At 41.9% G+C, this 24,590-nt stretch carries 17 protein-coding genes and 1 pseudogene; 11 read left to right on the forward strand and 7 right to left on the reverse strand.

Features of this window, described 5'->3' with window-relative positions:
• Nucleotides 1-7: 7 nt before the first annotated feature.
• Nucleotides 8-922, forward strand: coding sequence for a glutaminase (locus IQ274_RS16400; protein ID WP_194142908.1), 915 nt, complete (start codon nt 8-10; stop codon nt 920-922).
• Here IQ274_RS16400 and IQ274_RS16405 read toward each other — a convergent pair.
• Nucleotides 899-2,548, reverse strand: coding sequence for a hypothetical protein (locus tag IQ274_RS16405; RefSeq protein ID WP_194142882.1), 1,650 nt, complete (start codon nt 2,546-2,548; stop codon nt 899-901). The two genes, IQ274_RS16400 and IQ274_RS16405, sit on opposite strands and share 24 nt — an antisense overlap.
• Nucleotides 2,549-3,086: 538 nt before the next feature.
• Here IQ274_RS16405 and psaA point away from each other — a divergent pair.
• Both psaA and psaB read left to right on the forward strand, forming a co-directional pair.
• The gene (gene psaA, locus IQ274_RS16410) at nt 3,087-5,345 is read left to right on the forward strand and encodes a photosystem I core protein PsaA (RefSeq protein WP_114081191.1); all 2,259 of its coding nucleotides are present in this window, start codon (nt 3,087-3,089) and stop codon (nt 5,343-5,345) included.
• Between the two features lie 120 nt (nt 5,346-5,465).
• A complete protein-coding gene (gene psaB / locus IQ274_RS16415) occupies nt 5,466-7,691 on the forward strand; it encodes a photosystem I core protein PsaB (protein WP_114081190.1) in 2,226 nt (741 codons plus the stop codon).
• A gap of 154 nt (nt 7,692-7,845) precedes the next feature.
• On the opposite strand, the gene IQ274_RS16420 is transcribed toward psaB, so the two are convergent.
• Nucleotides 7,846-8,265, reverse strand: coding sequence for a hypothetical protein (locus IQ274_RS16420; RefSeq protein WP_194142883.1), 420 nt, complete (start codon nt 8,263-8,265; stop codon nt 7,846-7,848).
• Between the two features lie 107 nt (nt 8,266-8,372).
• On the opposite strand from IQ274_RS16420, the gene IQ274_RS16425 reads away from it, so the two are divergent.
• From IQ274_RS16425 to IQ274_RS16435, 3 genes and pseudogenes are all read left to right on the forward strand, one after another.
• Nucleotides 8,373-8,579 carry a hypothetical protein gene (locus tag IQ274_RS16425; RefSeq protein WP_194142884.1) on the forward strand — a complete coding sequence of 69 codons (207 nt, stop codon included), beginning with the start codon at nt 8,373-8,375 and terminating at the stop codon, nt 8,577-8,579.
• Nucleotides 8,579-8,926, forward strand: a complete 348-nt coding sequence (locus IQ274_RS16430) for a type II toxin-antitoxin system PemK/MazF family toxin (RefSeq protein WP_194142885.1) — start codon at nt 8,579-8,581, stop codon at nt 8,924-8,926. The genes IQ274_RS16425 and IQ274_RS16430 overlap by 1 nt, the downstream gene beginning before the upstream one ends.
• A gap of 27 nt (nt 8,927-8,953) precedes the next feature.
• Nucleotides 8,954-9,206: pseudogene (locus tag IQ274_RS16435) on the forward strand (DNA methyltransferase); the annotation flags it as partial.
• 131 nt (nt 9,207-9,337) lie between these two features.
• On the opposite strand, the gene IQ274_RS16440 reads toward IQ274_RS16435, so the two are convergent.
• Nucleotides 9,338-9,532, reverse strand: a complete 195-nt coding sequence (locus IQ274_RS16440; protein WP_073640193.1) for a hypothetical protein — start codon at nt 9,530-9,532, stop codon at nt 9,338-9,340.
• Between the two features lie 707 nt (nt 9,533-10,239).
• Here IQ274_RS16440 and IQ274_RS16445 point away from each other — a divergent pair.
• Both IQ274_RS16445 and IQ274_RS16450 read left to right on the forward strand, forming a co-directional pair.
• On the forward strand, nt 10,240-11,295 hold the full coding sequence (locus IQ274_RS16445; protein WP_163930078.1) for an SGNH/GDSL hydrolase family protein: 1,056 nt from the start codon (nt 10,240-10,242) through the stop codon (nt 11,293-11,295).
• An 85-nt stretch (nt 11,296-11,380) separates the two neighbouring features.
• Nucleotides 11,381-11,743 carry a DUF4864 domain-containing protein gene (locus tag IQ274_RS16450; RefSeq protein WP_194142886.1) on the forward strand — a complete coding sequence of 121 codons (363 nt, stop codon included), beginning with the start codon at nt 11,381-11,383 and terminating at the stop codon, nt 11,741-11,743.
• A 25-nt stretch (nt 11,744-11,768) separates the two neighbouring features.
• Here the strand turns inward: IQ274_RS16450 and larE are convergent, their stop codons facing one another.
• Both larE and hrmK read right to left on the reverse strand, forming a co-directional pair.
• On the reverse strand, nt 11,769-12,602 hold the full coding sequence (gene larE, locus IQ274_RS16455) for an ATP-dependent sacrificial sulfur transferase LarE (RefSeq protein ID WP_163930074.1): 834 nt from the start codon (nt 12,600-12,602) through the stop codon (nt 11,769-11,771).
• Between the two features lie 198 nt (nt 12,603-12,800).
• Nucleotides 12,801-14,630 carry a hybrid histidine kinase/response regulator HrmK gene (gene hrmK / locus IQ274_RS16460; protein ID WP_163930072.1) on the reverse strand — a complete coding sequence of 610 codons (1,830 nt, stop codon included), beginning with the start codon at nt 14,628-14,630 and terminating at the stop codon, nt 12,801-12,803.
• Nucleotides 14,631-14,835: 205 nt separating this feature from the next.
• Here hrmK and IQ274_RS16465 point away from each other — a divergent pair, with 205 nt between their 5' ends.
• Nucleotides 14,836-15,702, forward strand: a complete 867-nt coding sequence (locus IQ274_RS16465; protein WP_163930070.1) for a branched-chain amino acid ABC transporter permease — start codon at nt 14,836-14,838, stop codon at nt 15,700-15,702.
• A gap of 21 nt (nt 15,703-15,723) precedes the next feature.
• Here the strand turns inward: IQ274_RS16465 and IQ274_RS16470 are convergent, their stop codons facing one another.
• A complete protein-coding gene (locus tag IQ274_RS16470; protein WP_012410182.1) occupies nt 15,724-15,873 on the reverse strand; it encodes a photosystem I protein PsaX in 150 nt (49 codons plus the stop codon).
• Nucleotides 15,874-16,079: 206 nt separating this feature from the next.
• Nucleotides 16,080-17,000: a lipoyl synthase gene (gene lipA, locus IQ274_RS16475; protein ID WP_163930103.1), complete on the reverse strand. Its 921-nt coding sequence runs from the start codon at nt 16,998-17,000 to the stop codon at nt 16,080-16,082.
• Between the two features lie 332 nt (nt 17,001-17,332).
• Here lipA and IQ274_RS16480 point away from each other — a divergent pair, with 332 nt between their 5' ends.
• Both IQ274_RS16480 and IQ274_RS16485 read left to right on the forward strand, forming a co-directional pair.
• Nucleotides 17,333-18,019: a response regulator gene (locus IQ274_RS16480; RefSeq protein ID WP_194142887.1), complete on the forward strand. Its 687-nt coding sequence runs from the start codon at nt 17,333-17,335 to the stop codon at nt 18,017-18,019.
• 798 nt (nt 18,020-18,817) lie between these two features.
• Nucleotides 18,818-24,493 carry an ATP-binding sensor histidine kinase gene (locus IQ274_RS16485; protein ID WP_194142888.1) on the forward strand — a complete coding sequence of 1,892 codons (5,676 nt, stop codon included), beginning with the start codon at nt 18,818-18,820 and terminating at the stop codon, nt 24,491-24,493.
• Nucleotides 24,494-24,590 lie beyond the last annotated feature (97 nt).

Here is a 24,590-nt window from a genome sequence, read left to right on the forward strand (position 1 = left end):
ATCTGTTGTGAAAAAACTTGATAAATTAACTACTACGGAGTTATCAGCTTGGGTACAACAAGCTAAAATTCAGGCTAAACAGGGACGAGTTATCGATCGCATTCCGCAATTAGCTTTAGCCGATCCTGGTTGGTTTGCAGTTCACGTCTGCTGTGAATCAGGGAAAAATATCAGCTTTGGGGATACCGCTTGTGTCTTCCCGCTTATGAGCGTGATTAAGACATTTTCTTTACTTTATCTGCTGGAACATTTTGGCGCAGAAGCGGTTTTTGGCTGGGTTGGGGTGGAACCATCGGATGCACCCTTCAATTCTTTAGAACAATTAGTTAGCGATCGCGGCCGTCCCCGTAACCCGATGATTAATAGTGGGGCAATCACCCTCGCTGATAAGTTACCAGGAAAGGATGCTACTCAACGCACTCTTTTATTTTGTCAATGGCTCAACCAATTAGCAGGTTGCCAACTCAGTTTAGATGGAGTAATGCTGGCTTCAGTGCGATTAACACGTTCAACAGCCAATGAAGCGATCGCAAACTATCTTAGCGAAACAGGTTATTTAGAAAATCTTGAAATAGCACTTGATACTTACGAACAAATATGCTGTATCTCTGGGCGAGTTGAAGATTTAGCTCTGTTAGGAAAACTTTTAGCTTGTGAAAGTGGGTTAGTTAATCCACAAAATCGCCGGATTGTCAATGCTGTGATGTCAAGTTGTGGACTTTATGAAGCTTCTGCCGAGTTTGCAGTCAGAATTGGTCTACCGATGAAATCAGGGATTGGTGGTGGACTTGTTGCAATAGTCCCAGGTGAGGGAGCGATCGCTTGCTACAGTCCTGGGTTGGATAATATGGGAAATCCTGTAGGTGCGATCGCATTTGTTGAGGCTTTAGCGCAAGAGTTACAGTTGAGTGTCTTTGCTTAATTCTGGTTTTTCTGCTTCGGGAGCCCTTATCTTAGGTAACGGCGTTGATTCAGGAGTTGGTGTTACCTCTGGCTGTGGTTCTGGTACAGGAGACTCAATAATCTCTGGCAGTGCAGGTGGCAAACTAGGAGATGGCGCAACTGTTACTTGTGGAGTAGGTGTCTTGCTCGTTCGACGCTTAAAAAATCCGCCAAATTTAGATTTTGTTGGCTGAGGCGTAACTTTTTCAGTTGACGGTGTTGATTCAGGAGTTGGTGTTACCTCTGGCTGTGGTTCTGGTGTTGGCGTAATTATTTCTGGTGCTGGAGACTCAATAATCTTTGGCAGTGCAGGTGGCAAACTAGGAGATGGCTCAACTGTTACTTCTGGAGTAGGTATCTTACCCGCCCGACGGTTAAAAAATCCGTCAACTTTAGGTTTAGTTGGCTGAGGCGCAACTTTTTCAGGTAGCGGCGTTGATTCTGGAGTCGGCGTTACCGTTGGCTGTGGTTCTGATGGTGTCGGAGATAAAGTAGGAGATGGTACAACCGTTGGAACTTCCAATTTTGGTTCTTCTGGCTGTGTTTTAGATTCTTTCGGAGCTTCAATTTCAGGAATGGGCTGCTTTTCTAGCTTCGGTTGGATTTGGGGTGTTTTTTCAACAGAAGGCGTAGGTGTAAGTTTATAATTCGGGTCTACAATGCCACGTACCTCATCTGCTGTGAGTTCTCCTCTGACAATTTTCGACAAAGTATCTTTACCCTTTGGCTGGAAGTCAATGACTCGGACTGTGGTATTGAAGACATTTTTGAGAGGATTTCCCTGATTATCGAGAAATTCTAGCTTTATCCAGTTTTTACCAGTTTGGAAGCCTTTAAGATAAACTGCCTGCCAGCGATCGAAAACAAAGCTTTCACCATTAATTGTGACGCGGATGCGCCAATCACTAAATCCTTCGTTAGTGTTTTCCTTGTCAACGAGGTGTAGGGGAGCGTTAGTGAGATAAAAGTCTAGTAAGATTGGCTCTGCTCCGTAGCTACTTTGAGGACGGCTGTAAGTTAGCAGAGGTAACTTGGGATCTGCGTTATTGTCGTCTGTTTTGGTAAAAACGTGAAATGTTGTCTGGGCATAAGCCCCTTCATTCTTAAAGCTTTCATGCCAAGGACGAGAGGCAAAAACACGCAGGGTATGAGTACCTGGGGACAACTCTGGCAAAACCAAGGGTTGATTCAGGTCGTAAACAGGAATATAAGGTTGGTTATCCAGAATTACATGGAGATGTGGCCCCAGTTGTAATTGTGGGTCTTTAAATATTGGTAGATCCTTAACCTGAAAACTCGCTGTAACTTTATTATTTTGGAAAACTTCATCAGGTCTTGGAGTCAGAATTGCCACTTGTGGCTGATAAACTTCCAAACTTGGACGCAGTGCTTGGATAACAGATGGTGGAGAAACTTCCGAAAATTGCTTTGAGATTTGAGAAATCTGTGGAGGGTTTTCTCTATAACCAGTAGATACTTCCTGGCTATCGGCTTTCTCACCGCAACTCGTCAAGCTTAATACCAGCACCAATGTCATTATCCACCTGAGAATCGGGAACCTCTCAGGGAGGAGCTTCTCTAACACCCTTTTCTGCCACGAGTTCATGCGTTGCACCCAGTGATAGTCTTCGACAATTCACAGATTATTTTCGCTCAAACTGTCCATCTGGCACTATAGCCCAAAAGGTGAAATCTACCTCACATTCCCTAAGTTTTCATATATCTATTTCAGTAAATTTTAAAACAAGTCATACTTTTTACAGCTTTTTACTTACAACAATGGAAAGATGACACAAATGTTCATGAGTAATAGCAGTAAAAGCTGGAATTCGAGTGTATACAGCAAAATCATAAAACTTACGAATTGTTATTCTTTGTAAATTAAAATGGTTAATCTATTGACTTTTAGACAAATAGTTTGGAGTTAAAAGGCAGATAAGACGGTAATTTCAGCAATATTCCACCAAGTTTGAATTATTGTTAAAATATCTCCAACAAAGTGCAGGTGAAGACTCTATAATTCAACGAGAAACAACTCTCCACATAGGGTCTTCATCGCGGCTTCAGTAAAATTCTGAGTATGCGGTAATGGTTCACTTTGTGGTATTCATGATTCCTCATTCCTTATCAAGAGAGGAGGTCAAATGACAATAAGTCCTCCGGAGCGAGAGGAAAAGAAGGCAAGAGTAATCGTCGATAACGATCCAGTTCCAACCTCATTCGAGAGATGGGCGCAACCTGGACACTTTGACAGATCCTTAGCCAGAGGTCCCAAAACCACCACATGGATTTGGAACCTGCACGCACTCGCCCATGATTTTGATACACATACAAGCGATTTAGAAGACATATCCCGCAAGATATTCTCAGCCCACTTCGGCCACCTAGCCGTAGTGATGGTTTGGTTGAGCGGGATGATTTTCCACGGCGCGAAGTTTTCTAACTACGAAGCTTGGCTAAGTGACCCGTTGAACGTTAAGCCTAGCGCTCAAGTCGTTTGGCCCATTGTTGGACAAGACATTTTAAACGGTGATGTTGGCGGTGGTTTCCACGGTATTCAAATCACCTCCGGTTTGTTCCAAGTATGGCGTGGTTGGGGGATTACAAACTCCTTCCAGCTTTATGTAACTGCGATCGGTGGCTTGGTATTAGCAGGCTTATTCCTATTTGCCGGCTGGTTCCACTACCACAAACGCGCTCCCAAACTGGAATGGTTCCAGAATGTGGAGTCGATGCTGAATCACCACTTGCAAGTATTGCTAGGTTGTGGTTCCTTGGGATGGGCAGGCCACTTAATCCACGTGTCCGCACCGACCAACAAGCTTTTGGATGCAGGTGTTGCTCTCAAAGACATCCCCTTGCCCCACGAGTTCATCTTGAACAAAGACTTGTTGACCGAGTTGTATCCCAGCTTTGCTGCTGGTTTAGCACCTTTCTTCACCTTGAACTGGGGTCAGTATGCTGACTTCCTTACCTTCAAGGGCGGTCTGAACCCAGTAACAGGCGGCTTGTGGATGACTGACATCGCTCATCACCACTTAGCGATCGCAGTTCTCTTTATCGTTGCTGGTCATCAATACCGTACCAACTGGGGTATTGGTCACAGCATCAAAGAGATCCTAGAAAACCACAAAGGTCCTTTTACTGGTGAAGGTCACAAAGGTCTCTACGAAAACCTGACCACATCCTGGCACGCTCAGCTGGCTACTAACCTGGCCTTCTTGGGTTCACTGACCATCATCATCGCGCATCACATGTACGCGATGCCCCCCTATCCATATTTGGCAACTGATTACGCTACACAGTTGTGCATATTCACTCACCATATTTGGATCGGTGGCTTCTTGATTGTTGGTGGAGCAGCTCACGCTGCGATCTTCATGGTGCGGGATTACGATCCAGTTGTGAATCAAAACAACGTATTGGATCGGGTAATTCGTCACCGTGATGCGATTATTTCTCACCTGAACTGGGTATGTATTTTCTTAGGCTTCCATAGCTTTGGACTTTACATCCACAACGACACAATGCGTGCATTGGGTCGTCCTCAAGACTTGTTCTCTGATACGGGGATTCAATTGCAGCCGGTATTTGCCCAGTGGATACAAAATATCCACGCCTTGGCTCCTGGTACAACTGCACCTAATGCCCTAGAACCAGTTAGCTATGTCTTTGGCGGCGGTATTTTGGCTGTTGGCGGTAAAGTGGCAGCTGCACCCATTGCTTTGGGCACAGCCGACTTCCTAATTCACCACATTCACGCTTTCACCATTCACGTCACCGTCCTAATTCTGCTCAAAGGTGTGCTGTATGCCCGTAGCTCTCGTCTGATTCCAGACAAAGCAAACCTGGGCTTCCGCTTCCCCTGCGACGGTCCTGGTCGTGGCGGTACTTGCCAAGTGTCTGGTTGGGATCACGTATTCCTCGGACTATTCTGGATGTACAACTCCCTGTCTATTGTAATTTTCCACTTCAGTTGGAAGATGCAATCAGATGTTTGGGGAACCGTAGATGCAGATGGTACTGTGACTCACATCACTGGTGGCAACTTTGCCCAAAGTGCTATTACCATCAACGGTTGGTTACGGGACTTCTTGTGGGCACAAGCTACACAAGTCATCAATTCCTATGGCAGCGCGCTATCTGCCTATGGTCTACTCTTCTTAGGCGCTCACTTTGTCTGGGCATTCAGCTTGATGTTCCTGTTCAGTGGTCGCGGCTACTGGCAAGAACTGATTGAGTCCATTGTTTGGGCGCATAACAAACTGAAGGTAGCACCAGCAATTCAGCCTCGCGCTCTGAGTATTATTCAGGGTCGGGCTGTAGGGGTAGCTCACTACCTCTTGGGAGGAATTGCCACAACTTGGGCATTCTTCCATGCACACATCCTTTCAGTAGGGTAGCAATCAGTTATTGAGTGCTGAGTACTGAGTGCTGAGTCAAAACTCAGAACTCAGGACTCAGAACTCAGGACTCTAGACGCTGATATTTGATGGCTAAAGGTCAGAGGATTTATTAAACCTATGGCGACAAAATTTCCGAAATTTAGCCAGGATCTCGCACAGGACCCGACGACTCGTCGGATATGGTATGCGATCGCTACAGGCAACGATTTTGAAACCCATGATGGCATGACGGAAGAAAATCTTTACCAAAAGATTTTCGCAACTCACTTCGGTCACTTGGCAATCATCTTCCTGTGGGCATCCAGCCTCCTGTTCCACGTAGCCTGGCAAGGTAACTTTGAACAGTGGATTAAAGATCCCCTTCATATCCGTCCCATCGCCCATGCGATTTGGGACCCCCACTTTGGTAAACCAGCGATCGAAGCTTTTACCCAAGCGGGCGCTAGTAATCCGGTAAACATTACCTACTCTGGTCTCTACCATTGGTGGTATACCATCGGTATGCGGAATAACGGCGAACTGTACAACGGTTCAGTGTTCTTGCTATTATTCGCTGCTGTATTACTGTTTGCTGGTTGGCTGCACTTGCAACCCAAGTACCGTCCTAGCTTGGCATGGTTTAAGAGCGCTGAACATCGCCTAAACCACCACTTAGCAGGTTTGTTTGGTGTTAGTTCATTGGCTTGGGCTGGTCACTTAATTCACGTTGCTGTCCCCGAAGCTCGCGGTCAGCACGTAGGTTGGGATAACTTCCTGAATACCCCACCCCACCCAGCCGGTTTGACACCATTCTTTACAGGCAACTGGGGTGTTTACTCTCAAAACCCTGACACTCCTGGACATATCTTTGGGACATCGCAAGGTGCAGGAACTGCAATTCTGAGTTTCTTGGGTGGTTTCCATCCCCAGACAGAAGCTTTGTGGCTAACTGACATAGCTCACCACCACCTAGCGATCGCAGTTTTATTCATTGTTGCTGGTCACATGTACCGGACAAACTTTGGGATTGGTCACAGTCTCAAAGAAGCATTGAATGCCAAGAGTTTCTTTGGTATTCCAGTTGAAGGGCCGTTTAACCTACCTCACCAAGGTATTTACGACACCTACAACAACTCCTTGCACTTCCAATTGGGTTGGCACTTAGCAGCGCTAGGTGTTGTTACTTCCCTGGTAGCGCAGCACATGTACTCCATGCCTTCCTACGCATTTATTGCGAAGGACTACACAACCCAGGCAGCGTTGTATACGCATCACCAGTATATTGCTGGATTCCTGATGCTTGGTGCTTTTGCTCACGGTGCGATTTTCTGGGTACGTGATTACGACCCAGAGCAAAACAAAGGTAACGTGCTTGACCGCGTGTTGAAGCACAAAGAAGCGATCATTTCCCACCTCAGTTGGGTATCTCTTTTCTTAGGCTTCCACACCCTTGGTCTGTACGTACACAACGACGTAGTAGTTGCTTTCGGTACTCCTGAAAAGCAAATCTTGATTGAGCCAGTATTTGCTCAATTCGTCCAAGCTGCTAACGGTAAGGTGCTGTATGGTTTAGATACTTTGCTATCTAACCCCGATAGTATTGCTTACACAGCATGGCCTAACTACGCTAACGTTTGGTTGCCAGGTTGGTTAGATGCCATTAATGCTGGTACTAACTCCCTGTTCTTGACAATTGGCCCTGGCGATTTCTTGGTACACCATGCGATCGCTTTAGGTCTGCACACCACCACCTTGATCTTGGTCAAAGGTGCTTTGGATGCCCGTGGTTCTAAGCTGATGCCCGATAAAAAGGACTTCGGCTATGCCTTCCCTTGCGACGGCCCCGGTCGTGGCGGTACTTGCGACATCTCAGCATGGGATTCCTTCTACCTTGCTACATTCTGGATGCTCAACACCATTGGTTGGTTGACCTTCTACTGGCATTGGAAACATCTCGGTGTTTGGCAAGGCAACGTAGCTCAGTTTAATGAGAACTCTACATATCTCATGGGCTGGTTCCGCGATTACCTCTGGGCTAACTCCGCTCAGTTAATTAACGGTTACAACCCCTACGGCGTGAATAACCTGTCTGTCTGGGCTTGGATGTTCCTGTTTGGACACCTAGTTTGGGCTACTGGCTTCATGTTCTTAATCTCCTGGAGAGGTTACTGGCAAGAGTTGATTGAAACCCTTGTTTGGGCACACGAACGCACTCCTCTAGCTAACCTAGTTCGCTGGAAAGACAAGCCCGTGGCTCTGTCCATTGTTCAAGCTCGTGTAGTTGGTCTAGCTCACTTCACAGTTGGCTACATCGTAACTTACGCCGCATTCTTGATTGCTTCTACTGCTGGTAAGTTCGGTTAATTCGGCTGCTAGTTTTGTAGATAAGTAATAAAAATCCCCTGCCAGAAGGTGGGGGATTTTTTTTGAAATTCGGTAAATTCAAGATTATGATGCTTCTGACTTTTTATGCTAAAAAGTTTTATACACCAAAGCTAATTGTTAGCTTATGGTTTTTCTATTTAATATTTTCAATAAGTATGTTAACTATACTTTTAAATTTGGAATCACGATGATGACCGCACATCGCCAGAAAAAAGTTGGAAGAACCATCTTTCAGCAATACATAATAAAATTCATTATGATTAGTCATTATTCCATGTTCGGTGTCTGATTCTAGCTCCATAATGCCATTCTCTACTAAACATTTAATCATGAGGTCAAATTTATCTACAGAGATACCTGTCTTTTTGCAAATCTTTCGTACAGGATTTTCTTCGGCTGTTTCACCTGTCAAACTTTGAAAAAAGTAGCATTCTCCAGTTGGGAACTTCCACCACATTTCTACATCAATACCATTGCCTAACCATGTCCTTAGCCGATAAACATACTCTAAAGCACCTGTTAAACCCTCCATATATGGTAACGTTATATCCATATTTTTATTTTCCAGATATAAAACATGGCATTTGCTGGATTCCCCTGTTTCTGTATTTAGCTTAAAATTATACTTAAATGATAATGACAAAATATGTGAAATAGAATATGAACACTAAACTTGTTGAGTCACTGTTGCAAGTTATCCTATCTCTCTCTAATGATGAGCGATCGCTTTTGGAAGAAAAACTATTTTTCGATTTATCAGAGCCTTTAACCAGTGACTTAATGCAACTTGCCCAGACTGGAGGAGCCTTTAACTTTCTTGAAAATGAACCAGATATATACTCACTTGACGACGGAGAACCTATCTAATGTCTCTCCAAAAAGGTGATATCGTCTTGGTTCCATTTCCATTTACAGACTTGAGTGGAACAAAGCTACGCCCTGGTTTAGTTTTATGGATAGACACCATAGGCGATGATGTAACTTTATGTTTTATTTCATCTCAAAATATAAGTAGCTTGAGTCCAGAAGAGTTCATTTTAGAACCTTCAGATCCAGATTTTACTAGTACTGGATTACGGGTTGCTTCTAAAGTTAGGGTTACTCGAATAACTACCATAGAGCGTAGACTAATCACCAGAAGAATAGGTAAATTAGGAGCAAGTCAAATTCAGCAGTTGAATACAGTGATTCTTCAAGCTCTGAAACTGACATAATCTTAAATGTGTTACATCTTATTTAGACATCATATTTCTCATAAATCCCAAAAGGATAACCAGGGTGCAATTCCGCCAAATTTGCTATAAATTGCTAATACTGAATCGAATAGTGCTTATTTACGACACTGCAAAGCAGCCAAAATTAGACCCTATCAGCCCGTTATCCTCAAGGGTTTGCTAAGTTTTCATCAAATTCTTAACTTATGAAGCTGATATGGTGTTAGATCCATTTGCAGGTTCTAACACAACTGGGTTTGTTGCTGAAACTTTGCAACGTTAATGAATATCTTTTGAAATTAACGAAATTATGTAATGGGAAGTTGTTATTGTTTTAGCCAATAATCAAATTAAGTAAATAGTCACGAATGACGAGTTAAAATTTATAACTCCTCACTCATAACTACTCGCTTAAATTTCTCCATTTACCTGCATTTGGTGAACTTGATCGGCTAGCTCTTGACGACCTTGATCGTCTAGTTTATCAATAGCTAGCATTCCCATAAGAATCACTTCTTTCAGTGTTAAACGTGTCGAATGTGCCTGTTTTTGCACAATCTCCTTAATAATTGGACTGACACCAATCGCTGTACTAGCTCTAGCCACGGGAGAACAAACACTAATGATTAAGCCTAAATATTAGCACTTCCAATGAAGTTATTTTCTATAGTTAAAACTTAATTTAAAGGTGTTTCAACTCATACTTCTACAGACAAATATCAACTTGAAATTATATATTACAGAACTACAATACAAGTACAGAGAATTGCTCTAATACTGGACAATCTGTATCAAACCCTAAATCATCCCATCAAACCTAAGAACCAACTTTTGGATGAAGATAAATTTAACTTTTGTTATACCAGTACAATCTGTATAATTTATGATCGCACTATAGATGACTTTATAATTATCCCAAACCAGTTTGAGCGCCTAACTTTTTTTAGAGCAAGTTCTTAAACATCAATAATAATAACCTTTTGCTTGCTCACAAAGAGCAGATCGTCGTATGATATCAACTAATCGCAAACTTATACACACTTATAATATTTGTGGACACTGAGTTATAAAAAATGGTTGTTTTGTAAAAATAGTGCTTTAAGTACCAGTATTTTCGCAAATCAGACTTGTATACCACCGAAAAAACCTTATTTTAAAGAGATCGTAAATTGTCTAAGATAATCTCCTCAACACGCTTTACAGAACTATACAGTGTAAATAAGAATAATAACTTAACCGAAGTAAAATTTTCCTGAATACAGGCAACTAATGCTGTGATAGGGAAAAGCAGTGAGTAGAGGAGAGAGAAAGCGATGAGGGACCCTTATCTGTTGGCAGCAGGCTTGTTAACAGGATTAGCAATACCAGCATCGGCTCTTCCACATTTGTCGATTGTCCTGCCAGAAAGTTCTAGATTCCTGTGGGATTTAAAACAAGGCTCGCAGACAATAGTAAGTAGACAAATCATCCCCAGCGTTGATCTCTCCTTACCAGAACTCAGTGGGCAAGCGTTCCAACCCCTAAAAAATTCGCAGCCGACGGTAGACGAGAAAAACGTCTCTAGCGTACCCGAACTCAGTAGTGAAGGATTACCAGCCTCAACAGAATCATTAGTCAAACCCAGTGCCCAAGCAGCTGGTATTTCATTGACATCTGGTAATCAACTTTACTACCAAAGATTGGCGGCTCTGAAAACAGGTCAGATTTATACGCGCGTAGATAGTGATAATTTGCAATCTTTGTGGGAGTCGATCAGGAAGCGTCAACTAACTTATGATGACTGGAAAAGTTTATTAGCTTTAGAAGCTAGAGCGATCGCTCAAGGTCAAGGTGCAAATCATCTAAGTATCTTAGTTGGTGATTCTTTGAGTATGTGGTTTCCTAGAGAAAAACTGCCTACTGGGAAATTGTGGCTTAATCAAGGTATCTCTGGAGATACTTCCAGTGGGGTTTTAAAAAGGTTGGGGGCATTTTCGGCAACGCGGCCGGATGTGATTTATGTCATGGCTGGGATTAACGACTTACGCAAAGGCGCTAGTGATGACACAATTTTGCGTAATTATCGCCGGATTGTCCGTCGTTTACGGGATTCTCACCCAAAAGCTCAAATCATTGTCCAATCAATTCTGCCTACTCGCCTAGCAAAACTTTCCAATATCCGCATTCGTCACATCAACACCCAACTAACCCAAATTGCTAAACAAGAAGGCGCTAATTATCTAAATATTTATAGCTGGTTTACTGATATGGAAGGCAATATGCGCCCAGAGTTGACCACAGATGGTTTGCACCTGTCGCAAGAGGGTTATGATGTATGGCGCTCGGCATTACAGCAGATAGAATACAAGGTGACTCAGCGTGAAGATTAAGCGATCGCTCGACCCTTGAAGCGATGTCTACGATGGTCACTGAGCCAAGTTGAAGTGCGGGCTGCGCCTACGCAATTTTAGATTTATGGAAATTACCGACAACGATGCCATCACCATACGTTCTCTAATTGAAAACCAATTGGCAGCCTTTAAAAAGGATGATGCCCAAGGCGCTTTTGCCTTCGCCAGTCCAGGAATTCAGGCGCAATTTGGTACCCCAGAAAATTTTATGCAGATGGTGAAGATAAGTTACCCAGCAGTATACCGTCCTCGCTCTGTCTTTTTTGAGAAGATAACAACCATCCAGGAAAACATAACTCAGCCAGTGCTACTACTTGCTCCTGATGGAATTCCCTTGAGAGCTTTATATCTTATGGAAAAACAGCCGGATAATGCCTGGAGGATTAATGGCTGCTTTCTAGTTTCTGTAGAAGGTAAAGAAATATAAACTGGATCTCTATAAAACCAAAATTTTATAATTTAACGCCCAAGACTTCCCGATTATTCAAAACCTGATTCAACTTACCACTGCGATAACCTTCCAAATCCAGAGTTACGTAAAGAAATCCAAAATCCTGAAATACAGAAACTACTTTTTGCAAATCTGTCGTTAACACAAACTCTTTAATTTGTTCTGGTGATAATTCAATGCGTGCTGTATCACCTTCTGATCGCACGCGCAAATTTTGCCAACCCAGCTTTCTTAAGAAAATTTCTGCTCTACCAACTCGTTGTAACTTAGCAACAGTAATCTCTTCACCATAAGGAAACCGAGAACTTAGGCAAGGTTGAGCGGGTTTATCCCACCAAGGTAAACCGAGTTGTTGCGAAAGTTGCCGAACTTCAACTTTGGTAACACCCACTTCAGCTAAAGGCGATCGCGCCCCTCTTTCTTTCGCTGCCTGAATTCCTGGGCGATAATCATGCAAATCATCGGCATTTACCCCATCCACTACGTAGGGATAACCCAACTGCAAAGCTAAAGGTTTGAGAGTGTCGTGCAACTCACTTTTACAAAAATAACAGCGATTAACCGGATTAGATGTGTAATTGGGATTTTCCATCTCGTGAGTCTGGACTATTTTATGAGCAATCCCAATAGTTGCGGCTTGAATTTTGGCATCTTCCAACTCTTCTGGCAACAGCGAAGGAGAAACAGCCGTGACAGCCAGAGCGCGATCGCCCAAGGCATCATAAGCAATTTTGGCAACCAAAGTGCTATCAACGCCCCCAGAGTAGGCAATCAATGCCTGCTCCATCTCTTCAAATAAGGCTTTTAATTGCTCAAATTTTTCTGTCAGCATCATTTCCCAATCCTACTCAAACCCTATAGCACCCAACAATTTTTATTGTAGTCATTTGTTATGTTATGGGGCATTGGGCATTGGGCATTGGGCATTGGGAATTGGGCATTGAACATGAAGAAGAGACAAGGAAGAGGGGGGAGACAAGAGAGAGACTTGTTCAATAATTCCCCCCTGCCCCCCTGCTCCCTACCTCTCTCTCTATATTGGCGGTTTGCTGTACTTGGCTACCAGACTGGCTAAAAGTGGTAAATCAATCGGTTTAGAAATATAGTCATTTACTCCGGCTGTTAGACAGGTTTCGCGATCGCCTTTCATCGCCATTGCTGTTTGAACAATTACCGGAATCGTCTGATATTGCTCGTGTTCTCGCAGTTGTCGTACCAAATTAAGACCATTTCCATCTGCCAGAAAAATATCCATTAAAATCACTGCTGGGTCTAGCTTTGTTAGAGCTTCCCACATCTCGGCAGCATTCTTAACCCAAGTCACCTGATATCCTAATTTCCGCAGATAAATTTGCATCAAATCAGCGTTGGGTAAATCATTTTCTACCAACAAAATATCTACAGAAGAACTAGGGGTGAAAGGCAAAGGAGATAAGAAGTACTTTGCCTCCCCTGCCTCCCCTGCTTCCTCATCTCCCCCCACTCCCACCTCTTGCTTAAGGGGAAGTAAAAGGGTAAAACGGGAGCCGCTATCTACTTCAGATTCCACTTTCACAGAACCACCGTGAATTTGGGCGAGTTTGCGAGTCACTGCTAAACCCAAACCAGTCCCCTCAGAACCACCAGCGACAGCCTTAGCAATTTGGAAATAGGGTTCAAATAATTGAGTCTGGTCTTCTTGGGAAATACCACTGCCAGTATCCCAAACTGTAAAATGTACAGATCCACCTTTGGGAACAACCTGTAAGCCAACACTTCCTTTGCTGGTGAACTTTAAGGCATTGAAGAGTAAATTCAACAGCATTTGCTTGAGTCGCAAAGAGTCGGCTACTAGGCTTGTGATATCGGGGTCAATTTCTAGGCACAGTCTTAAACCCTTATTAGCGGCTTTCTCTTTCACCAGTGCCAAAACATTGCTACATAGCAGTGGTACATCTACACTTTCCCACTGCACCTCTAGCTGGTTTGCTTCAATTTTTGAAAGATCCAAAATATCATTAATCAGAGCTAGCAAGTGCTTGCCGCTAGACTGAATGATATTTAAATACTCCCGTTGACGTTCTATAGTTGGTTCGTATCCTGGAGCTAAAAGCAGATGGGTAAACCCAATAATAGAACTAAGCGGTGTGCGAATTTCGTGGCTGGTGTTTGCCAGAAACTGGTTTTTCAACTGATTGGTGCGCTCCAATTCTTGATTGGAGTTACTTAACTCTTGATATTGTTGCTGCCAAGATAGGATATGTCTCAGTTGTACCAAAGCTGTTGTACAGTAGTTGGCAGACCTGGACATCAATTGCGATCGGAGTTGGGCTTTTGATTCTATGAGCGACTCACGATCAGAACTTAGGGGCGCTGCGGCGATAATTAGCCAACCCATAACGCTGCCAGAATCATCAGCTAACCGCCAAGCGCTTGGTGGCTGTTGATTCTCAAGTTGATGTAAATCTTTGAGTTCTATAACCTCTTGCAATCTCAACAGCAGCTTTTTTTCTGCTGTCAGCACATCTACAAATAAAGGTTGTGAGTTTTGAGATGGAGAACGAGAAACATAGCAAACTGTGGCTACAGTTTCTTGTGGTTGAAACATAGCAATGCCGACGGCATAATCTGTAAGTGCCAGATTAGCGCTGTTCATTACACTGTTAATCTCGTTAACCACAGCTTGGAGAACTTCTGATTCTGCGGTTTCTGCCTGTAGGACATTGTTACAAACAGAAAGCAGATAATAATTAAGGCGACTTTGCAACTGGTTCAAGCTGCTCTCCAGCCACAACTTGGCGCGAAGTTGCTGAATTGTTGTCAAAAGTTTTGGCGTTGCATCTATCTGTGAGTTTTGGTCTGGTAAGCTTGAGTACTGCTGCATGGTCAACTAGACCGCTTAACAAATTTAGCTTCACATAAAAATCCGAAAAGGATTTTATGTATATTAGCGGACAATTCTTTTTTATTTATAAACCATAACTTATGTTGTTATAAACCATAACTTATGATGTCGAATTTAGCAGCTAGTCCAAAAAAATTATTATCTGAACCACTGACCTAAAATTTGTGAAAGCAACTTAAGACTTATGGATACACAATTCGCGCAACTAATCGTCAATGGGATTGCGGTAGGGAGCATTATTGCTCTAGCCGCAGTCGGACTGACTCTTACTTATGGAATTTTACGGTTATCTAACTTTGCTCATGGTGACTTTTTAACTTTAGGAGCCTATCTCACCTGGCTGATCAATAGTATTGGAGTTAATATTTGGCTGTCAATGATCTTGGCGGCGGCGGGAACAGTAGCAGCAATGCTGTTATCGGAAAAGTTATTGTGGTCAAAGATGCGCTCTATCCGTGCTACTTCCACTACGCTGATTATTATTTCTATCGGGCTTGCCTTATTTCTTCGCAATGGGATTATTTTTATCTGGGGTGGCAAGAACCAAAACTATAATTTACCTGTCACCACAGCTTTAGACATCTTTGGTTTAAAAGTACCGCAAAATCAATTATTGGTATTGGGGTTAGCGATACTAGTAATTTTTGCGCTGCATTACCTGCTGCAAAATACCAAAATTGGTAAGGCGATGCGAGCAGTTGCTGACGATCTGGACTTAGCCAGGGTTTCAGGTATTAATGTTGACCGAGTAATTTTCTGGACTTGGCTAATTGCTGGCACTCTTACGTCATTGGGAGGCAGCATGTATGGGTTGATTACAGCCGTGCGTCCAAATATGGGATGGTTCTTAATTTTACCGTTATTTGCCTCAGTGATTCTTGGGGGGATTGGCAACCCTTATGGTGCGATCGCAGCAGCTTTTATCATTGGCATCGTCCAAGAAATTAGCACCCCCTGGCTGGGTTCACAGTATAAACAGGGTGTAGCACTGTTGATCATGATTTTGGTGCTGCTCATTCGTCCCAAAGGTTTATTCAAAGGAACGATTTGAGCAGCACCATTCCACTTCTAACTACTCAATAATGTGGAAATAGTACGCCGCTACCAAGAAATTGATAGCTAGCAAGAATATTGCCCAGCCTGTGCGATAGGCGTAGGGAGGTTTTGCTCCACTGTCGGCAACTGCGGAATTTGCAGGATTCTTCGTTGTTTTAGCAGTCATAATGCGATTCTCCTAATGTCATGACTTTTTAAGAAATACCAAACTGGCGTACCAAATACCCAAATTCTTTAAGAATATTTGTGTGAATTTGGAAATTGGGCATTGGGAATTGGAAATTGGGAATTGGGAACTGGAAATTGGGAATTGGGAATTAGTTATTTACCTCTGCCCCCTGCCCCCTGCTCTCTGCCTGTTCCCCTTGCTCCCTACTCCTCATTCCCCACTCCCTCTTCTCCAGCATGATAGGAACTGCGAACCAGAGGCCCAGAACGGACATGGTTGAATCCCATTTCCCATGCTAATCTGCCGAGTTGAGCGAATTCCTCTGGAGTCCAATATTTTTGGACTGGGAGATGTTCAAGAGTTGGACGCATATACTGCCCAATAGTCAAGCGATCGCACCCTACAGCCCTTAAATCAGCCATTGCTTCGACAACTTCATCAAGTGTTTCGCCATGTCCCAGCATCAAACCTGATTTGGTAGGAATTGTCGAATCGATTTCTTTAACCATAGCAAGTACCAAAAGCGAGCGATCGTATTTGGCTCCCCGGCGCACTGGCCCAGTTAATCGCCGCACTGTCTCGATATTGTGATTAAAACAAGCTGGTTTGGCTTCTACAATCATCGCTATGCGTTGGCGTTGACCTGATTCTCCTACACCTGCACCGCCCCAAAAATCTGGGGTCAGCACTTCAATGTGAGTCTCTGGGTTTAACTGACGGATAGTAGCGATCGTCTCCACAAAGTGAGCTGCGCCCTGATCGGGCAAGTCATCACGGGCGACAGAAGTCAGCACTACATAACGCAATCCTAAAAGCTGTACTGCCTGTGCAACCTTTTGGGGTTCCTCTAAATCAAGAGGCATCGGTGCATGACCTTTATCTACTTGGCAAAAAGCACAAGAGCGTGTGCAAGTAGGCCCCATTAGCAAGAAAGTTGCAGTTTTTTGGGCATAGCACTCTCCCCGGTTGGGACAGCGACCTTCTTCGCAAATTGTGTGGATTTGGCGCTGCTTAATAATGCGTTGTACGGTAGAGATTTCACTGGCTTTACCGATAGGACGACGTAACCAGCTAGGCATTGCCGCAATTTCAGACTTTAGTTCGGCTTGTTGTGACGAAATCATAGACATCCAAGCAAGATACGGGTATAAAGTAGTGGTCTTTCAATGGACAAATGATAGACAAGAATAGACGCAGAAGACGGTCTTAATATCTCCGTGTCTCCGTGTCTTTATATGCTTTATGCCTTAGAACAAAGCTAAAGCCTTAAATATCACCATGACATAAATCGAAAAGGGCGCCAGCAAAAGTTTTACAAAACACCTCTAGTAATGTCATTTATACCGAAATATACTATCCCCCAATTGCTAGAAATTTTGTATATAGTGGGAGGATTCTCAAGGACAATCGGCAAAGCCGCTATTTACACTTAAAGTTTCTGTTAGAGCAAACAGTCGTGGCAAGCAACAAGATTTTAGTTATCGATGACACTACAGTTGTCAGAGTAAAAGTACGAGAAATGTTGCCTCCGGGCAATTTTGAGGTACTGGAAGCAAAAGACGGTTTGGAAGGACTAAATTTCATTCTTCAGGAAAAACTCAGCTTGATTATGCTGGATTTTCTGTTGCCTAAAATGAGTGGCTGGGAGGTTTTCCAGAAAGTTCAAGCCGATCCGGAATTAAGAAAAATTCCTTTGGTGATCATGTCTGGTCGCAAGGAAGAAGTAACTGAGAAAATCACAGAACCCTTTGAATACTTTGAATTTTTGGGCAAGCCTTTTGATCAGAAGCAACTAATTAACGCAATTAAGTTAGCTATGAGTAAGGCGAAACAGCCGCGCCCAGAATTAGTCGCAGTAGGAGCAGGGGTTGCTGTTAAAAATAGCACAGTTGCTACTTCTAGTGTTGCTACTACTACGGTAGCAGCCCCTAGCGTTGCAAATACTGCTACCCTAGCAACTCCTACTGCTGCCAATATTGCGATGCCTACGGCGGCAAGCAACGCAACCCCTACTGCCGGAGGAGTCTCTGAAGCAGAAATTAATGCGTTGAACGAGAAAATTGTCAAAATGCAAGCTGAAATCGATGGCTTGAAGAAACAGCTAACTCAAGTTGTTACCTTTATCAAACAAAAAATAAAGTAGCGTTTGTATTCATTATTATTATCGCAGCCGAAATACCCCGTTCATCATACTGGGTGTGCTATTAAAAGCGGGTAAAAATAGTTAATTCAAAAATACTTATCTTGACAAATGATCGTTGACAACAAAATTCAAAAACAGGAAAAAACTACATAAACTACATATAGGGGTAATTAATAAATTGCCTCTATATTTAATTTTGTGTAAGTTTTATAGGTGCCTCTTCAAAAATAAATATAGCAATCCGATTTGATTTCTGTTCGCGCAGCGTGGCGTAGCCATAATTATTTGCGTGGTGCACGTTCGCGTTGGCGAAGCCTCTCGTAGAGAAGCGAAGCGCAAGCGCGATAGGCAGGCAATAGTCAAGAAGGCTCTTTGAGCTATATTGATTTTTTCAAAAATAAAATATGAGTCCTATAGTATCAGTTGTTAGTCTACTGAAACAGTCCTAGACCAACTAAACCTGCCGCAGTTTGTTCTTAACCTAAGAAAAACGGCAGGCTTTTTATTGGTTAGTCTTCCAGACATACAATCTGCATCATAACTTGACAAATAACCTACAGATAGAAAGCAGTAATACGGAACATTTGCCAGATACAGTTAGTAAAAACATTTTTACTAACTTATGTTTTTATACCCAAATTAGTCTATTCAAAATTACATAGTTCCAGAGAAGATATGTATTAAAAAATTATTTTTATTAATACAAATTAAACAAATGAAATTATTATTTCATGATAATGATAGCCTTCGCACGGGAATACTAAGACATAGAAACAAGAATTATGAGCATAGGCTGCAATGTTAGTAGTATTAGATACATTATATGCGTTCCCTGGCTATCACATCACCGAGCAAATATACTCAGGTAGTAAAACTCTAGTTTATCGGGGCATTAGAGAACAAGACCAAAAACCAGTTGTTCTCAAATTAATGCGGAATGAATATCCTACGTTCGCGGAAATCGCCCAGTTCCGCAATCAGTATATCATCACCAAAAACCTCGATATTCCTGGCATACTCAAAACCTATAGCCTAGAAAGCTACCGTAACAGCTACATCTTAGTTATGGAAGATTTTGGCGGCATTTCCCTGCAAGACTGGCGAATAGAGAACAAGGAAAAGAAGGAAAACTGTCTTTCCCTCAATGAGTTTTTCAACATTGCGATTAAAATTGCTTCTACCCTTGAGGGACTACATCGCGATCGCATCATTCACAAAGACATCAAGCCTGCCAACATCCTAATAAACCCAACCACAGATGAAGTAAAAATCATCGACTTTAGCATTGCCACCCTCCTACCAAGAGAAATTCAATTTCTCACGAATCCCAACATCTTAGAAGGTACTCTGGCTTACATTTCTCCAGAACAAACTGGAAGGATGAACCGGGGTATTGACTACCGGACTGATTTTTATTCCCTTGGTATTACCTTCTTTCAACTCCTCACTGGACAGTTACCCTTCACTACTAAAGATCCGATGGAGTTAGTTTACTCTCATATCGCTAAACAACCGCTAAAAGCCAGCCGGATTAATTCTAAGATTCCGGCAATTTTGTCTGAAATGATCGGTAAACTAATGGCGAAAAATGCCGAAGACCGCTATCAGAGTGCTTTGGGGTTAAAGCATGACTTGGAGGTGTGCCAAAAGCAGTGGCAAGAAACAGGAAATATTGCACCCTTTGAAGTAGGCATGAGGGACATCTCAGACCGTTTCGTAATCCCTGAAAAACTCTATGGTCGCCAAGGTGAAGTTGAAACCCTACTCGCTGCTTTTAAGCGTGTAACAGAAGGGGCAACAGAAATGATATTAGTCGCGGGTTTCTCTGGCATTGGCAAAACTGCTGTAGTCAATGAAGTCCACAAACCGATTGTGCGACAGCGTAGTTACTTCATCAAAGGAAAGTTTGACCAGTTTCAACGTGACATTCCCTTATCAGGATTGGTGCAAGCTTTTAGAGATTTAATCGGGCAACTACTCTCAGAAACTGATGCCCAAATACAACAATGGAAAGCCAAAATCCTGCGGGAATTGGGTACACAGACTCAGGTAATTATCGATGTAATACCTGAAGTCGAACAGATTATTGGTAAGCAAGCTCCGGTTACAGAACTCTCTGGTAGTGCTGCCCAAAATCGTTTCAATTTATTGTTTCAAAAATTCATTCAAATCTTCACAACTAAAGAACATCCCCTAGTTATCTTTCTTGATGACTTGCAATGGGCAGATACAGCATCTTTAAAAATAATTCAGTTACTAATGTGTGAAAGTATTTCATCTTCTTTGGCCAGAAATGCAGAAGACACACATGAGAATCAGGGAGGTTTATTGTTAATTGGTTCTTATCGAGACAATGAAGTTTTCAAAGTAGATCCGCTTTATTTGACACTACAGGAAATTGAAAAAGCCGGAGCAGCTATTAATACAATCACCTTAGCACCTTTAAATCAAGGTGATTTAAATAATCTCATTGCTGATACTCTGCATTGTGCTGAAGTAGTCGCAGTTCCTCTTACCCAGATGGTGTTTGCCAAAACCAAAGGCAACCCATTCTTTTCCGTGCAATTCCTCAAGTCTTTACACGATGATGGACTAATTGTATTAAACTTTGATGTTGGCCATTGGCAGTATGATATTTCCAAAGTTAAAGAGTTAGCTCTCACAGATGATGTAGTAGAATTTATTGCCCTACAAATAGAAAAATTGCCAATATATACCCAAAAGGTTTTAAAACTAGCTGCCTGTATTGGTAATCAATTTGACTTAAATAGTCTAGCGATCGTCAACGAAAAATCTGTAGTAGATACAGCATCAGATTTGTGGCAAGCCTTACTTGAGGGACTAATCTTACCACAGACTGAAAATTACAACATCTTTGCGAAAGAAAATACTAATCAAGAATTCATTGTTCATGGAATAGAATCCATAGAATTTTCTAGTTCTAATTTACAGCTACCTAAATATAAATTCGTACATGATCGGGTGCAGCAAGCAGCTTATTCTTTGATTCCTGAAGAACAAAAAAAGCCAATACACTTAAAAATTGGGCTACTGTTATTGAATAGTATTCCTGTTGCAGAACAGGAAGAAAAGATTTTTGAACTTGTCAATCAGTTTAATATCGCAATAGAATTCATCTCTCCTCAAACAAAACGAGATGAACTGGCCCAGATGAATCTAACTGCTGGAAGAAAAGCTTTAGCATCAACAGCTTATCCATCTGCGGTTAAGTATTTAACTATGGGTATCCAACTCTTAGCAAATGATAGCTGGGAGACGAAACATTATCTCACCCTGGCTTTATATGAAACTGCAACGGAGGCAGCATATTTAGCTGGCAACTTTGAACAGATGGAGCAATTAGCAGAGGTAGTGTTGGTGCGTAAACCACTGCTAGAAAAAGTGAAAGTTTATGAAGTAAAAATTCAGGCTTATGGGGCGCAGAACCAAGCTTTGGAGGCTGTAAATACTGCTCTAACCTTTTTGAAGCTTTTGGGAGTGGAGTTTCCTGAAAATCCAGGACAGTCTGATATTCAGCTAGCAATGGCGGAATTAGCATTAAATCTTAATGATAGGCGCATTGATGACTTAATGAACCTACCGGAGATGACAGAATCCCAGCAGATAGCAGCTATGCGCATCCTATCGGCTGTAACTGCTGTAACCTATTCAGTCACTCCTGAGCTGTTTTTGCTGATTGTTATTAAACAAATCAACTTATCTCTCAAATATGGTAATACTTCCTCGTCTGCTTATGCTTATGTTGCTTACGGAGTAATTCTCTGCGGAGTAGTAGGAGATATTGAATCTGGCTATCAATTTGGCAAATTAGCTTTGAGCCTTTTAGTTAAATCCAATGTTAAGGAAGTTAAAACTAAGATTATGATGGTGTTCTATACAGCTATCTGGCATTGGAAGGAGCATACTAAGGAAATATTAAAACCTTTGCTTGAGGCTTACTCTGCTGGGCTAGAAACTGGAGATTTAGAACATGCAGCCTATTGTCTTAATAATTATTGCTATTCTACATATTTTATCGGTAAAGAACTAGTAGAGCTGGAACGGGAGATAGCAACTTACAGCAATGCCATCAGACAAATCAAGCAAGAAACAATATTTAACTGGAATAGCATATATCAGCAGAGTACTTTAAACTGGCTGGGAAATGTTGTAAATCCATGTTATTTGATCGGTAAAGCATATAATGAGGAAATAATACAGCCGCTTCATTTTCAAAGCAATGATGCTATAGGACTTTTATATTTATATTACAATAAATTGCAATTATGCTACTCATTTCATGAGTTCCCTCAAGCGGTTGAAAATGCTACTTTGGCAGAAAAGTATTTATATGGTGGTATAGGACAGCTAGTTTTTCCTCTTTTCCATTTTTACGATTCACTGGCTAGACTCGCCGTGTATTCTGAGGTATCTGCTTCTGAGCAAAAGCTTATTCTTGATAAAGTACAAGCTAATCAGGAAAAGATGCAAAAATGGGCACATCATGCCCCCATGAATTATTTACACAAATATTATCTTGTAGAAGCTGAACTGCATCGAATCAGGGATCAATATATTGAAGCAATGGAATCCTATGATCATGCTATCTCCCTTGCAAAAAAACATGAGTATATCAACGAAGAAGCTCTTGCTTATGAACTTGCGGCTAAATTTTATCTAGAGTGGGACAAAGATAAAATTGCTCAAACTTACCTAACTGATGCCTACTATAGCTACGTTCGCTGGGGAGCATTAGCCAAGGTTGACGATTTGGCAAAACGCTATCCCCAGTTACTTGCTCCCATATTTCAGCAAGAAAAACTGAGTAGCCATTCTAGCCAGGAAAGCACTTCTTTCAATAACACATCTATCTCATCTTTATCTACTTTGAGTAATCAGCAAACTGTTATTGGTTCGAAGACAAGTATTTCTGATTCTCTGGATTTAGCCGCATTCATTAAAGCATCTCAAGCGCTCTCTGGAGAAATCGAGCTCGAACGACTACTTTCTACTTTGATGGAAGTTATTATGGAGAATGCAGGAGCTTCTAAATGCGCTTTAATTTTGAGCGAAGGTGATAACTTAGCATTAACTGTCACAGCTGTTTGTTCAAGTTCAAATTTTGAGCATACCTACACTGAGTTTCCATCAACCTCCCTTGAGTCAAGCTACGATGTTCCCATTACTTTGATTAACTACGTTAAACGCTCTAGAGAAATCTTGGTTATTGATGATGCAAGGGCTGTTTCTTTTCTAGCAAGTGATAACTACATTATTAGTGAAGAACCTAAGAGTTTATTGTCTATACCTCTTCTAAATCAAGGTAAATTGATTGGGATTATTTACCTAGAAAATCATCTGACAACAGGAGCATTTACACGCGAGCGCGTAGAAGTACTCAAACTCCTCACCACTCAAGCAGCAATATCCCTAGAGAATGCTATCCTCTACAAAAATTTGGCACAAGCAAAAGAAAGCTTGGAGGAATACAACCATACCTTAGAAGAAAAAGTTCAGGAAAGAACGCAGGAACTCAACGACAAAAATAACTATTTACAAGAGACTCTACAGGAATTACAGCGTACCCAAATTAAATTGATTCAAAGTGAAAAAATGTCTTCTTTAGGACAAATGGTTGCTGGCATTGCTCATGAAATAAATAACCCTATTAACTTTATTCATGGCAATATTAATCACGCTGGTGAGTATGTCCAAGATTTGCTTGATTTGCTAGTTGTTTATCAGCAGGAATATCCCCATCCTTCGCCTTTACTTGAGGAGAAATATGAGGAGATTGATATAGATTTTCTAGCAGAAGACTTGCCAAAGATTCTAGATTCAATGAAAGTGGGGAGTTCGCGTATCCGAAATATTGTTTTGGGCTTACGTAACTTTTCTCGCTTAGATGAATCTGAGATGAAGCCTGTAGATATTCATGAAGGGATAGACAGCACCTTAATGATTTTACAACACCGACTTAAAGAAAATAGCAATTTTCCTAAAATTGAAGTTATCAAAGAATATGGTAAATTACCAGAAGTTATTTGTTACCCTGGTCAACTAAATCAGGTGTTTATGAATATCCTGAGTAATGCAATCGATGCTTTAGAAGATGCATTTGTCATTGGTTATCCATCCTTAATAAATGACAAAAAACAAATAATAAAGGACATAGACGCATCAGAGGCTTCTGATATGGTAGGAAAAATTCATATCTTTACTGAACTAACAGATTCTAATACGGCGAGAATTCGGATTGCCGATAACGGTTCTGGTATGACAAAAGCAGTGCAGCAGAAAATCTTTGACCCATTTTTTACCACCAAGCCAGTAGGAAGTGGTACGGGGTTGGGGTTGTCCATTAGCTATCAGATTATTGTGGACAAACACAAGGGTAGTTTAACCTGTGATTCTTCATTAGGAAACGGGACTGAGTTCATGATTGAGATCCCAATGCAACAGTCAGATATCTAGACTAGTAACGCTTCTTTGAAAATACAGAGTTGGGTTAAGTAAAGCCAAACCTAACACTTGGAAGTTTGTCGAGTTTTGCTCCGCTCTAACCAACCTA

This window comes from Nostoc sp. LEGE 12447 (assembly GCF_015206985.1).
Lineage (GTDB): Bacteria > Cyanobacteriota > Cyanobacteriia > Cyanobacteriales > Nostocaceae > Nostoc.

Coding starts and splice junctions, on each gene's coding strand:
- IQ274_RS16405 (WP_194142882.1), bottom strand. CDS start 2,548: ATGAACTCGTGGCAGAAAAGGGTGTTAGAGAAGCTCCTCCCTGAGAGG.
- psaA (WP_114081191.1), top strand. CDS start 3,087: ATGACAATAAGTCCTCCGGAGCGAGAGGAAAAGAAGGCAAGAGTAATC.
- psaB (WP_114081190.1), top strand. CDS start 5,466: ATGGCGACAAAATTTCCGAAATTTAGCCAGGATCTCGCACAGGACCCG.
- IQ274_RS16420 (WP_194142883.1), bottom strand. CDS start 8,265: ATGGATATAACGTTACCATATATGGAGGGTTTAACAGGTGCTTTAGAG.
- IQ274_RS16425 (WP_194142884.1), top strand. CDS start 8,373: ATGAACACTAAACTTGTTGAGTCACTGTTGCAAGTTATCCTATCTCTC.
- IQ274_RS16430 (WP_194142885.1), top strand. CDS start 8,579: ATGTCTCTCCAAAAAGGTGATATCGTCTTGGTTCCATTTCCATTTACA.
- IQ274_RS16445 (WP_163930078.1), top strand. CDS start 10,240: ATGAGGGACCCTTATCTGTTGGCAGCAGGCTTGTTAACAGGATTAGCA.
- IQ274_RS16450 (WP_194142886.1), top strand. CDS start 11,381: ATGGAAATTACCGACAACGATGCCATCACCATACGTTCTCTAATTGAA.
- larE (WP_163930074.1), bottom strand. CDS start 12,602: ATGATGCTGACAGAAAAATTTGAGCAATTAAAAGCCTTATTTGAAGAG.
- hrmK (WP_163930072.1), bottom strand. CDS start 14,630: ATGCAGCAGTACTCAAGCTTACCAGACCAAAACTCACAGATAGATGCA.
- IQ274_RS16465 (WP_163930070.1), top strand. CDS start 14,836: ATGGATACACAATTCGCGCAACTAATCGTCAATGGGATTGCGGTAGGG.
- IQ274_RS16470 (WP_012410182.1), bottom strand. CDS start 15,873: ATGACTGCTAAAACAACGAAGAATCCTGCAAATTCCGCAGTTGCCGAC.
- lipA (WP_163930103.1), bottom strand. CDS start 17,000: ATGATTTCGTCACAACAAGCCGAACTAAAGTCTGAAATTGCGGCAATG.
- IQ274_RS16485 (WP_194142888.1), top strand. CDS start 18,818: ATGTTAGTAGTATTAGATACATTATATGCGTTCCCTGGCTATCACATC.